This window comes from Nostoc sp. PCC 7524, assembly GCF_000316645.1.
Lineage (GTDB): Bacteria > Cyanobacteriota > Cyanobacteriia > Cyanobacteriales > Nostocaceae > Trichormus.
Genome location: NC_019684.1, coordinates 1,351,478 through 1,363,391, shown reverse-complemented (window position 1 = coordinate 1,363,391; position 11,914 = coordinate 1,351,478). Strand labels below are relative to the sequence as shown.

Here is an 11,914-nt window from a genome sequence, read left to right as displayed (position 1 = left end):
ATTTTTCCCAGTACCCAGTACCCAGTACCCAATCCCCAGTTCCCTAGTTACCTTTTATTCCCTCTATTCCCCTCAGATAAGTTATATGTCATCAACTCACACTCACCATCATCACCCTAACTTTCATCCACCCAACTATAAAAAACCCGGCGCATTTGATGTGCTTCGTCCTTTGCGGCGTTGGGTTGATACTATTCCGGTTAAAAATTCTCGTTTCGCTCATCTCATCTGTCAAGTAATTCCTTGCTGTTGTCCTTTTGAGCGAAACATTAGTTTATTTGGGCGGACTATTCATATTCCCGCACTGTGTAAGCTTAATCCTCTGTATGACGAATTTGTGGGGTTGCGTTTTCGGGCTTTGTCTTATCTGGCTGATGAATGTGGAGAGGATATCACTAAGTATATTTGCTAGAGGCTATTAGCCTTGTTTCTTGCAAAGGTCTAGTTTATGAAAATGTAACCAGCGATCGCTTTTTAAACGCAGAGTGTCGCGGAGGTTAGCGCGGAGGATTTCGCGGGGTTAGAGAAGATTTTTGCAGGAAGTTTATTATGAACGGTCATCAGTGATGAGGTTGGTAGTTAAGAACTGATTGCTGATGACTGATATCTGAAAATTAAAATGTCGATCGCGTGCGAGAAGAGAGAATGAACACCCAAAGAAAAGTTAATGAGCTGCTTAACCAGCCTGGCTGTGAGCATAATCAAGAGAAACATGGTGCAAAAAAGAATAAGTCTTGTAGTCAACAAGCACAACCTGGGGCGGCTCAAGGGGGTTGTGCTTTTGATGGGGCGATGATTGCGCTTGTGCCTATTGTCGATGCGGCTCATTTGGTTCATGGGCCGATCGCCTGCGCTGGTAATTCTTGGGGTAGTCGTGGTAGTCTCTCTTCTGGCCCACAACTATATAAAATGGGCTTCACTACTGATATGTCAGAAAATGATGTCATCTTCGGTGGTGAGAAGAAGCTATATAAGGCAATTCTGGAAATTCATAAACGCTACAAACCCACTGCGGTATTTGTTTACGCTACTTGTGTGACAGCTTTGATTGGTGATGATATTAATGCTGTTTGCAAAACTGCGGCGGAAAAAATTGGTACTCCTGTTATCCCTGTATTTGCTCCTGGGTTTATTGGTAGTAAGAACTTAGGCAACCGTTTTGGCGGGGAAGCTTTATTAGATTATGTTGTCGGGACAGCAGAACCGGAGTTTACCACCCCCTATGATATAAACTTAATTGGCGAGTACAATATCGCCGGGGAAATGTGGGGAGTCCTGCCGTTACTGGAAAAATTGGGTATTCGCGTCCTGTCGAAAATTACAGGCGATGCTCGATTTGAAGAAATCCGCTATGCCCACCGCGCCAAGCTGAACGTGATGATTTGTTCGCGGGCGTTGCTCAATATGGCGAAAAAGATGGAGGAACAATACGGCATCCCCTACATTGAAGAGTCTTTTTATGGCATCGATGATATGAATCGATGTCTGCGGAATATTGCCGCCAAATTGGGCGACCCTGATTTACAAGAGCGTACCGAACAATTGATTGCGTCTGAGATGGCCGCTCTGGATTTGGCACTTGCTCCTTACCGCGATCGCCTCAGAGGTAAGCGAGTTGTATTATATACAGGTGGTGTTAAGAGTTGGTCGATTATCTCGGCAGCGAAGGACTTAGGCATAGAAGTAGTTGCTACCAGTACAAGAAAGAGTACGGAAGAAGATAAAGCTAAAATCAAGAAGTTGATAGGTACTGATGGCATCATGCTAGAGAAAGGCAACGCCAAAGAACTCCTACAACTGGTAAAAGATACACAAGCAGATATGTTAATTGCTGGTGGTCGTAACCAATACACCGCCCTCAAAGCCCGGATTCCGTTCCTCGATATCAACCAAGAACGTCATCATCCCTACGCTGGTTATGTAGGTATGTTAGAGATGGCGCGGGAACTCTACGAAGCCCTCTACAGCCCGATTTGGGAACAAATCCGTAAACCTGCACCTTGGGATGAAGATATGGGGACATGGGCTAACGAATATACCAAAAATCAAAATCGCGTTTTTGAGGGATTGGGGATTGGGGATTAGGGACTGGGCATAGGGCATAGGGCATGGGGCATGGGGCATTGGGCATGGAATTTTTCTCCCCCTGCTCCCCTGCCTCCCCTGCTCCCCCTGCTCCCCCTGCTCCCCCTGCCCCCTGCTCCCTGCTCCCTGCCCCCCTGCTTCCCTATCTACCCAGGAGTAATCTAAATGGCAGTCGTTACTGTTCCCGACAAATCAGTTGCAGTTAATCCTCTCAAGCAAAGTCAGGCTTTGGGTGCGTCGTTGGCTTTTTTAGGATTGAAGGGGATGATTCCTCTGTTCCACGGTTCGCAAGGTTGTACAGCCTTCGCCAAGGTGGTGTTAGTTCGTCACTTTCGGGAAGCGATTCCCCTCGCTACTACGGCGATGACGGAAGTAACGACTATTCTCGGTGGTGAAGAAAACGTAGAACAGGCGATTCTGACCTTAGTTGAGAAATCCAATCCCGAAATTATTGGTTTGTGTAGCACTGGACTCACAGAAACCAGAGGCGATGATATTGAGAGATTCTTAAAGGATATCCGCGATCGCCACCCAGAACTAGCTCACATTCCCGTAGTTTTTGCACCGACACCCGATTTTAAAGGCGCGTTGCAAGATGGTTTTGCGGCGGCTGTGGAAAGCATAGTTAAACAAATTCCCCAAGCTGGTGCGATTAGAAGCGAACAAGTCACAATTCTGGCTGGTTCTGCCTTCACACCAGGGGATTTGCAAGAAATCAAAGAAATTGTCACTTCCTTTGGATTAACCCCCATCTTTGTACCTGACATTGGCGCATCATTAGATGGACATCTAGAAGATGGATTTACTGCCATCACAGCCAGTGGTACGAGTGTGGCGCAACTGAAAGCAGTTGGTTGTTCCGCCTTTACTATCGCCTTGGGTGAAAGTATGCGGGGTGCAGCCAAAATTCTGGAAGAACGGTTTGGCATTCCCTACGAAGTGTTTAGCGAACTCACGGGACTAGAACCAGTAGATGAGTTTTTGCAAGCATTAGCCATTCTTAGCAGCAACCCCGTACCCGAAAAATATCGTCGTCAACGTCGCCAATTGCAAGATGCAATGTTAGACACGCACTTTTACTTTGGTGCGAAGCGAGTATCCTTAGCATTAGAACCGGACTTACTGTGGTCAACAGTGCGCTTTCTGCAATCGATGGGGACGCAAATTCATGCAGCCGTGACCACAACACGCTCCCCCCTGTTAGAAAAACTCCCCATCAAGAGCGTGACTATTGGAGACTTAGAAGACTTAGAAGAATTGGCAGTTGGATCTGACCTGCTGATTGGTAATTCTAACCTAGCTGCGATCGCCAAACGGCTTTCACTTCCTCACTATCGCCTCGGTATACCTATCTATGACCGATTAGGCAATGGCCTCTTCACAAAAGTAGGCTATCGCGGCTCAATGGAAGTCTTATTTGGCATCGGCAATCTATTTTTAGAAGCAGAAGAAGAACGAGTAAAACATTTGTGGGGACTGGCGACTGATTAATTCAAAATTCAAAATTAGGGAATTGAGAATAAATTACCAATTCCCAATACCCAATCCCCAGTACCCAATCCCCAAAAGCAGGAGAATAAAAGTGAAAATTGCCTTTACAACTACTGACCACGTTCATATTAATGCTCACTTTGGCTGGGCGAGAGAAATTGATGTCTATGAAATTAATGCAGAAGGATATCAATTCTTAGAAACATTAAACTTTGAGGGCGACTTACAACAAGACGGTAACGAAGATAAAGTCACACCAAAACTAGAAGCATTAGTTGACTGCGCCATTGTTTATGTCACAGCTATTGGTGGAACTGCTGCCGCCAAATTAATCAAAAAAGGTGTTACACCAGTTAAGGCTCGTTCTGAACAAGAAGAAATAAAAGAAATCCTGACTAAATTAGTACAAACCCTCAAAGGTAATCCTCCCCCTTGGTTGCGGAAAGCATTGCAACCCAAAACCACAAACTTTGTAGATGAACTAGAAGACGAAGCAACAGTATGAGCGCAGAAAATAGTGTCAACGATCCCGCGACAAATGTAGTTGCCACCTCTCCCTTTCTCAAAACATTAGTATTACAAATTCGGGGACAAGACACTTACGGAATTTACCGTAATTGGTCAGATGAACTACTACTAAAACCCTTCGTTGTTCCCAAAAAAAAGAAACGGGAAATTTCCATTGAAGGTGAAGTTGATCCCGTCACCCAAGCGCGAATCATGTCATTCTTCCGCGCCATAGCCGCCAGAATCGAACAAGAAACGGGCTTAATTTCCCAAGTAGTAATCGACCTAAGTCACGAAGGCTTTGGCTGGGCTTTAGTCTTTTCCGGTCGCCTACTACTCACCGTCAAAACCCTCCGCGACGCTCACCGCTTCGGTTTTGAATCCCTAGAACAACTAGCAGAAGAAGGCGAAAAATTCGTAGCCAAAGGACTAGATTTAGCAACCCGCTTCCGCGAAGTCAGCAAAATCTAAAAGTAGGGCATAGGGATTTATTAAACAAATCCAAAGTAACGCTGTGTGCAAGATGATTTCAGACCTAACCCCCAACCCCTTCCCTACTAGGGAAGGGGAGCAAGAATAAAAGCCTCTCTCCTTTTAGGGGAGAGGTTTGGAGAGGGGTCTTAAGATAAGTTGCACATTGCGAAAGGTTGCAAAATACCCTCTAATTCAAAAGAAACCCCCCCAATGCAAGTAGAAAACACCAGCATTGAAGAACTCAAAAATAAAATCAAACGCCTCAACAGCAAAGCCGGACAAATGAAAATGGATTTGCACGACTTAGCAGAAGGCTTACCCACAAATTACACACAATTAATGGAAGTTGCAGCCGCAACTTATGAAATTTATCATCAGCTTGATGAATTAAAGAAACATCTCAAGCAATTGGAGAACGCCAAATGACTAAAACTATTGAAGAATTCAAAAAACTTACCGATGCAGAAGAATATTTTAAATTCTTTGAATTGGACTACGACCCTAAATTGGTTAATGTCAATCGTTTACATATTCTAAAAAAATTCTCACAATTTATCAGTGAAATTGACAGTAATTCTGAACTGAGCAACGAAGAAAAATTAAATCAATACTCATTAGCATTGCAACAGGCTTATCAGACCTTTTTGGAATCCTCACCCCAAGAACAAAAACTGTTCAAGGTATTTAAAGATAAGCCAAAAAATGTAATTACGCTGACAGAACTCTCTTCTGATTAGGAGGTATAAAGTGATCAACCTAACGCCTACCGAGTTAGAACGTTATAGTCGCCAAATGATGCTCCCAAACTTTGGCGAAGTAGCTCAGAAGCGTCTGAAGTCAGCGACAGTTTTAGTGACTGGTGTGGGAGGATTAGGCGGTACGGCGGCACTTTACCTAGCAGTAGCGGGCGTTGGGCGGCTAATCCTAGTCCGAGGCGGTGATCTGCGGATGGACGACATGAATCGTCAGATTTTGATGACGGATGATTGGGTAGGTAAACCGAGGGTTTTCAAAGCGAAAGAAACTCTACAGGCGATCAATCCTGATATCCAAATCGAAGCAGTTCACGACTATATCACACCGGAAAATGTAGATGAGTTAGTGCAGTCTGCTGATATGGCTCTAGATTGCGCTCACAATTTTACAGAGCGTGATTTATTGAACGCCGCCTGTGTACGCTGGCGCAAACCAATGGTGGAAGCAGCGATGAACGGGATGGAGGCTTATTTAACCACAATTATTCCTGGTGTGACTCCTTGTTTGTCTTGTTTCTTCCCAGAGAAACCTGAGTGGGATCGGCGTGGTTTTTCTGTGCTGGGTGCGGTGTCTGGGACACTGGCTTGTCTAACAGCACTAGAAGCCATCAAGTTGATTACCGGATTTAGTCAGCCTTTGTTGTCGCAATTACTCACCATTGATTTTAACCGCATGGAATTTGCTAAGAGGCGTTCTCAACGCGATCGCTCTTGTCCAGTATGCGGTAACAGTGCGCCTTGGAGATATGCACAATCTAATTCGATGGAAACAAGTAGTAATTGCACACATAGTTAACTACCCATCACCGGCTAACAGCACTAAAAAACTAATCGCTACAAATCAGGAGTTTCAATGACCGTTACTTTAACAGAAAAAGCAGAATTTCGTCTGCGGGCATTCTTGCGAGGTTCAGCTGCTGAGACTGATGAAACGACTACTAAAGGTGTCCGCATCTCTGTCAAAGACGGTGGTTGCAGTGGCTATGAGTATGGCATGGAAATCACCAGCCAGCCCCAACCAGATGATATCGTTATCCAGCAAGGTAAAGTGCCGGTGTACGTAGATGCCAAAAGTGCGCCTTTATTAGAAGGACTGGTGATTGATTTTGTTGAGGGTGTGGTTGAAAGTGGCTTTAAGTTCACTAACCCCAAAGCAACCAGTACCTGCGGTTGTGGCAAGTCCTTCAAAGCTGGTGATTGTTCCCCCGAAGGCGTACCTTGCAGCTAATACTATCAGGACTTACGCAACTGGCATATTAGTAGGGTGCGTCAGATATCAATAATCTGTTTATTGACAGCATTTGAGCCGTCTGACGCACCCTACACGACTATTTCAGGCTTGAAGCTAATAGTTAAGTCTGACCTTAAAAGCTTCCCTTAGACAAAACAGACATTTGCTGATTTTTTCGCAACACAAGCAGTGTCTCTCTCCGCATCACTTCTCGAAGAGTCAAGGGAGATTCACAAACTTCGAGAAATTATGTCCATCCAATAAATCTTGAGGAGAACCGGAAAATGGCAACATATCAAGTTAGATTGATCAACAAAAAAGACAACCTCGACACCACAATTGAAATCGACGAAGATACCACAATTTTGGATGGTGCAGAAGAAAACGGTATTGAATTACCTTTCTCTTGCCATTCAGGTTCTTGCTCTAGCTGTGTAGGTAAAGTCGTCGAAGGTGAAATCAATCAAGATGATCAAATCTTCTTAGATGACGAACAAATGGGTAAAGGGTTTGCTCTATTGTGCGTTACCTATCCTCGTTCTAACTGCACAATCAAAACCCACCAAGAACCATATCTCGTTTAATCAATTGCTGTAGTCGCTACTATTTACAGCTTTTGAAAGCGTAGTTTTCATCAGGATGAAGGATAAACTACATCCTTTATCCTGATTTTAAATTTTGAATTTTTAATTTCAGTGTGGTAATTACCAATGTTTGCTCCTTTTAGTGTGACTGGCTGCTCATTAGAATTGCTCAAACTGGGAGAAAAAGGCATCGTCACTTTCTGCAAAACTCAAGATAAAGCACTGCTCAAAAAACTCACATCACTAGGTTTAACAACAGGCGTTACCATCACTGTAGAACAACAGTTTCCCTCATTGCTGATCAAAGTAGGAAGTATCTTACTAGAGATAGAACAAGAATTGGCACGTGCAATTTATGTCCGTGTGCTTAAGAGTTGAAACTTAAAAAACATCAAATCCGTAATCAGAACCCCGGTTTCTCTAAGAAATCGGGGTTCTAGATTAACAATGATTTTATTGACAGATATTTATCCAAAAGCTAGTTCCATAAAAGCCTAATTATATTGCTAAAAATAAATAGCTGACATCATACAAGATAACTGTCAAAAAGGTTGCTTTTTTAGTGATTTGTAAGCGGATTTAATCAATGTATATGGGGATTGTAAGAAACATTCATAATCTAGCCTTATCAGAGTGATAATATATAAGTAAGCTAAATTGTTGCTAGTGAACCACAACTTCAGCAAAAGCGATTACAGGGTTATCTCAGACATTCCTAACCTTAATAATGGTCAAGCTAAGAAATGGGATCAACAGTCAGATAGCTTCATTGCAAGGGAAAACAGCGTAAATTTATCCCAAAAAATATTCAGAGTTATTAAGGTGTGAACTAAGTACACAAGATCATAAATGGTATGTCTAATTACCTTAACCGTTTTTCAGGTAGCAAGTAGCAAATTTAATTACTCATAATTCAATCTGAATGAGAGTTAATTGTGCAAGCTACGCAAATACCGTTTGGAATTGCAGCAGTTTAGAAATAATTTCCTTCCTTGCAAACATAAGGAGCAGTAATTATGAGAGCCAAACAAATTATGACTCAAGATGTAGCTACTATTCGCGGCTCTGCAAGTGTAGCTGAAGCAGTCAGACTCTTGAGGCTCAAAGGACTGCGTGCGTTGATTGTAGAACCTCGTCATAGTGGTGATGCTTATGGTATCGTGACTGTGGCTGATATCGCAGGCAAGGTTGTTGCTTATGGTAAAGATCCTGACAAAGTTAATGTCTATGAAATTATGAGCAAACCCTGCATCGTTGTCGATCCTGACCTTGATGTAGAATATGTAGCACGGTTATTAACTACCACAAATGTATGGTGTGCGCCTGTTATTCGGGGTGAGTTAATAGGCGTAATTTCTGTTACTGATATTGTCGGCAAGGATGACTTTATTGCTAAACCCAAATTAGTATTCTTGCGTAAAGAACTGCACAAAGCTATCTCAGATGCGCGTGCAATTTCTGCTAACTATGGCCCAGATTCTAAACGAGCCATTGAAGCTTGGGATTTTGTGGATGAAATCGAAGCAGAAGCTCGTTATTATGGCTTACCAAAAACAGAAAAATCTTCCAGAGAGCTATTCTCGGAGCAACCCCAATCTGTTACACCAAGTTTACAGGCTAAAGTTGCTGTTTAGAGTATAGTCTTACAACTCCAGCAATTAGAATTCTATAGCATTGTGTTTAGAAATGGTGGGTAATGCCCACCATTACCTTTTCTATATCTATTGTTTCTAAATACAGGCACTAATTATGAATCAAAACAGTAACTCAATCTTGAGTACAGTCACCAGTGAATGGTTAACAGCAAATGGTTACAACCTTCAAGACTTAAATCAACCTGGGGAAAATGGTGATACTGCTTTAATGAAAGCGACAAGAGCAGGAGACTATGGAATTGTTCAGGAATTAATTGCTGTGGATGCTGAAATTAATTCCAGAAATAATGATGGTAATAATGCTCTATGGTTTGCTTGTTTTGGTAATCACTATGATTTAATTGATTTGCTTCTAGCGAACAAAATTAATATTGATAATCAAAATGACAATGGTGCGACTGTTTTAATGTATGCCGCATCAGCAGGTAAATCAGAAGTGGTGAAATTACTCTTACAATACCATCCTAACTTAGATTTAAAGAATTTGGATGATTATAAAGCTATAGATTTTGCTAGCACTATAGAGGTTTTAAGGATGCTGAAAAATGCTGCAAAGTAATATTTCTGGCAAGGTTTACCATGAGGCAACCAAGCATTCTTACTTATCGGTACAGGTTGATCCAAATTATGTAGATGCCTCAACCCAACCATCGGCATTTAAAGTTTATCCAAAATTTTATAGAAGAGTGAAATTAAATCTCAATAATAAAATTCACTCTTTTATCTGGTTAACCAGTGCAGTTACTCTGGAGAAAGTATATAAAAATGTTCCCTACAAACTCCGGGTAAATCCGTCAGCAGGCACTCTGTATCCTACGGAGGTGTACGTACAGATGCGCGGAATGCCGGAAATAGTAGACGGTATCTATCATTTAGAAATTGAGAATAATTGTCTAACACTCATCTATGAATTAATTGATGATGGGTTAGAGAGTTATATTATACCAACCAAAAGTATCAAGGGATTCATTTTTTTAATTAGTTCTGTTTATTATAGGTCTAGCTGGAAATATAAAAACAGGAGCATGAGATATTGCTTGTTAGATAGCGGACACCATTTAGGTGCTGTTGCTGCTTCAGCTTATCTTCATGAACGAGATATTCAGCTAATTTTTGATTTTGATAAACTCACTCTCAATACAGATTTAGGGTTTGAGAATAAGGAGTTTATTACTGCTTGTGCGATATCTGGTGAAATACAGGAAAAACCAGTCAGGAAATTAAGGCTGAATGTTCCTTTTGTATGTGGCACAGATTATTTTGAAGCTAATCAATTTATTGAAGATAGCTATCAAGCGACAGCTTTGCAACCGAGTCGCCAACAGCAACTTCAACAGCCTGAGTTTAATTTTGAACAGGATAAATTCTACCAAACTGTCTGTAATAGACGTTCAATTAGACGTTTCCGGAAAGAGTCTATTTCCCAAGAACAATATTTATATGTCTTGCAACTACTAGAGCAGCCAATACCAACAGAAAATTTTGAGGAAATAGAAATTTACTCGGTGGTGCATCGTGTTGAGGAGATGACATCAGGGTTATATCAAGGCACGCAGTTGATGAAAGCAGGTAACTTGAGCGAACAAACTGGTTACTTGTGTGTGAATCAAGGAATTGCCAGAGATTGTGCTGCGACATTATTTTTTGTGTCTGAATATACCAGTTATCAAACTGCCATGCAAATAGCTGGTTTTCTCGGACAAAGAATTTATCTGGGTAGTAATTATGTAGGCATTCAATGTAGTGGCATTGGTGCTTTTTATGATGATGAAACCCAGGAATTCTTGGGAACAAATAAAGATGTTCTTTATGCGATGGCAATTGGAATTTAAGTTAGGATTGTAAACCAAAATGAGTGGGCAAAGGCATTATTTTAATAGTGATGACTATCATCCGATGCAGCCATCATCGGCTGATATTATGCTGAGACAGCAGCTAGAGTATTCGATTAGCAGATACTTTTACGAAGCTTGCGATCGCACACTACAAAATCTGTTATCTAATTGTCGATGGTATGTCACAACTCAAGCCAACGCCATGACATTGGTAATTGAGTGTCCAGATCAATTTACCAACTGGCGGGTTTTACAAAAACTCGTGCCGATGGGGACATTACTCAGTCAAATTGTTAGCAGTGCTAAAATTCGCGTTTGTCCCCCAGAGAGTGAAGGCGTACCTTTTGAAATGAGGGTAGATGAACTCTCTGTTTACCGCGATTTGGCATAAAGTGAGACAAGGTAGATTAGGGCGCAGGGGAAGCAGAGGCAACAGGGGAGTAAAGGAGAGTATTAGTCTCTATGCCCAATACCCAATACCCAATGCCCAATCCCCACCTTTATCTCCTCAAATACCAAGTCAGCAGACTGTTGAACAACAGAACTTAACTCTAGTCCAAAATCAAGATTTGCCGCTTCAATTAAATAAACAATCACATCTTGAGGAAAATCATTTTGAAAGATTTTCCTGCCGGCGGCTATAGCATGATCCCAACGGAAATCATGCAAGTTATAACTAGGTTCTGGTAATGCTGCCAATTCTTCACCAGGGACTTTAAACACTGCACCAGGTTCAGAACCAGTGGAACTGGCATCAATAATTACTAATTTTTTACTACCTCTAGCTTGAAACATGACTTCCATCCCTGCGGTTCCACAGTCATACACCTGCACATTGGGATGGGGATTTTCAGCTAGGTATTTTTGTAGGCGTTGAGCAACTATTACGCCTACAGCATCATCACTGCGATTTAGATTTCCACAACCGATAATAGTCAGCATTGTTGATTAACTATTTAAGATAAACCTGCATCTCGACGCTGCCAAAAATTATCTCTTGCTGCCTGATCCTCTAGAAGTTTAGCTTTCTTAACTTCATCTAAATTAGCTTGCAGATGCAACACTATAGCTTTTTCAATTTCAAGATATTTTATGCTACGAACAGTATGAACAGGCTGCACAAGAGATACTAAAACAGCACCAAATTTTGTCACGCGAATTTCCTCTGTCTGACCGGAATATTGTTTACCAGTCTTCACATACCAAGCAAACATTTCACAGTTGTTGGAGTGAATATTGTATGCACCGAAGATATCAGCATATTCATGAACACGCTTTAGTTCTTCCTTGGTGAGTT

Annotated in this window: 17 protein-coding genes; 15 read left to right on the top strand and 2 right to left on the bottom strand. The window is 41.8% G+C overall.

What is annotated here, in order from left to right; all coding sequences use genetic code 11:
• Window positions 1-85 precede the first annotated feature (85 nt).
• From NOS7524_RS28210 to NOS7524_RS05730, 15 genes are all read left to right on the top strand, one after another.
• Window positions 86-412 (top strand): Mo-dependent nitrogenase C-terminal domain-containing protein, encoded by a 327-nt coding sequence (locus NOS7524_RS28210; RefSeq protein ID WP_015137547.1) that lies wholly within the window; start codon window positions 86-88, stop codon window positions 410-412.
• A 233-nt stretch (window positions 413-645) separates the two neighbouring features.
• A complete protein-coding gene (nifE, locus tag NOS7524_RS05795) occupies window positions 646-2,085 on the top strand; it encodes a nitrogenase iron-molybdenum cofactor biosynthesis protein NifE (protein WP_015137546.1) in 1,440 nt (479 codons plus the stop codon).
• Between the two features lie 165 nt (window positions 2,086-2,250).
• Window positions 2,251-3,576: a nitrogenase iron-molybdenum cofactor biosynthesis protein NifN gene (nifN, locus tag NOS7524_RS05790; RefSeq protein ID WP_015137545.1), complete on the top strand. Its 1,326-nt coding sequence runs from the start codon at window positions 2,251-2,253 to the stop codon at window positions 3,574-3,576.
• A 91-nt stretch (window positions 3,577-3,667) separates the two neighbouring features.
• Window positions 3,668-4,081 (top strand): nitrogen fixation protein NifX, encoded by a 414-nt coding sequence (gene nifX, locus NOS7524_RS05785; RefSeq protein WP_015137544.1) that lies wholly within the window; start codon window positions 3,668-3,670, stop codon window positions 4,079-4,081.
• A complete protein-coding gene (locus tag NOS7524_RS05780) occupies window positions 4,078-4,554 on the top strand; it encodes a NifX-associated nitrogen fixation protein (protein ID WP_015137543.1) in 477 nt (158 codons plus the stop codon). Before nifX ends, NOS7524_RS05780 begins: the two co-directional genes overlap by 4 nt.
• Window positions 4,555-4,767: 213 nt before the next feature.
• Complete coding sequence (locus NOS7524_RS05775) at window positions 4,768-4,983, top strand: CCE_0567 family metalloprotein (RefSeq protein ID WP_015137542.1); 216 nt, start codon at window positions 4,768-4,770, stop codon at window positions 4,981-4,983.
• The gene (gene nifW, locus NOS7524_RS05770; protein WP_015137541.1) at window positions 4,980-5,294 is read left to right on the top strand and encodes a nitrogenase-stabilizing/protective protein NifW; all 315 of its coding nucleotides are present in this window, start codon (window positions 4,980-4,982) and stop codon (window positions 5,292-5,294) included. The genes NOS7524_RS05775 and nifW overlap by 4 nt, the downstream gene beginning before the upstream one ends.
• Window positions 5,295-5,304: 10 nt before the next feature.
• Window positions 5,305-6,108: a HesA/MoeB/ThiF family protein gene (locus NOS7524_RS05765; protein ID WP_015137540.1), complete on the top strand. Its 804-nt coding sequence runs from the start codon at window positions 5,305-5,307 to the stop codon at window positions 6,106-6,108.
• 57 nt (window positions 6,109-6,165) lie between these two features.
• On the top strand, window positions 6,166-6,540 hold the full coding sequence (locus NOS7524_RS05760) for a HesB/IscA family protein (protein ID WP_015137539.1): 375 nt from the start codon (window positions 6,166-6,168) through the stop codon (window positions 6,538-6,540).
• A 287-nt stretch (window positions 6,541-6,827) separates the two neighbouring features.
• Complete coding sequence (locus NOS7524_RS05755) at window positions 6,828-7,127, top strand: 2Fe-2S iron-sulfur cluster-binding protein (protein WP_015137538.1); 300 nt, start codon at window positions 6,828-6,830, stop codon at window positions 7,125-7,127.
• A 126-nt stretch (window positions 7,128-7,253) separates the two neighbouring features.
• Window positions 7,254-7,505: a FeoA family protein gene (locus NOS7524_RS05750; protein WP_015137537.1), complete on the top strand. Its 252-nt coding sequence runs from the start codon at window positions 7,254-7,256 to the stop codon at window positions 7,503-7,505.
• A gap of 638 nt (window positions 7,506-8,143) precedes the next feature.
• Window positions 8,144-8,761, top strand: coding sequence for a CBS domain-containing protein (locus tag NOS7524_RS05745; RefSeq protein WP_015137536.1), 618 nt, complete (start codon window positions 8,144-8,146; stop codon window positions 8,759-8,761).
• A gap of 115 nt (window positions 8,762-8,876) precedes the next feature.
• On the top strand, window positions 8,877-9,341 hold the full coding sequence (locus NOS7524_RS05740) for an ankyrin repeat domain-containing protein (RefSeq protein ID WP_015137535.1): 465 nt from the start codon (window positions 8,877-8,879) through the stop codon (window positions 9,339-9,341).
• A complete protein-coding gene (locus NOS7524_RS05735; RefSeq protein ID WP_015137534.1) occupies window positions 9,328-10,614 on the top strand; it encodes a nitroreductase family protein in 1,287 nt (428 codons plus the stop codon). The genes NOS7524_RS05740 and NOS7524_RS05735 overlap by 14 nt, the downstream gene beginning before the upstream one ends.
• A 19-nt stretch (window positions 10,615-10,633) precedes the next feature.
• Window positions 10,634-11,008 carry a hypothetical protein gene (locus NOS7524_RS05730; RefSeq protein ID WP_015137533.1) on the top strand — a complete coding sequence of 125 codons (375 nt, stop codon included), beginning with the start codon at window positions 10,634-10,636 and terminating at the stop codon, window positions 11,006-11,008.
• Between the two features lie 62 nt (window positions 11,009-11,070).
• On the opposite strand, the gene NOS7524_RS05725 is transcribed toward NOS7524_RS05730, so the two are convergent.
• Window positions 11,071-11,559, bottom strand: coding sequence for a hydrogenase maturation protease (locus NOS7524_RS05725; protein ID WP_015137532.1), 489 nt, complete (start codon window positions 11,557-11,559; stop codon window positions 11,071-11,073).
• A gap of 14 nt (window positions 11,560-11,573) precedes the next feature.
• Window positions 11,574-11,831 (bottom strand): hypothetical protein, encoded by a 258-nt coding sequence (locus NOS7524_RS30410; RefSeq protein ID WP_216087508.1) that lies wholly within the window; start codon window positions 11,829-11,831, stop codon window positions 11,574-11,576.
• Window positions 11,832-11,914: the final 83 nt, after the last annotated feature.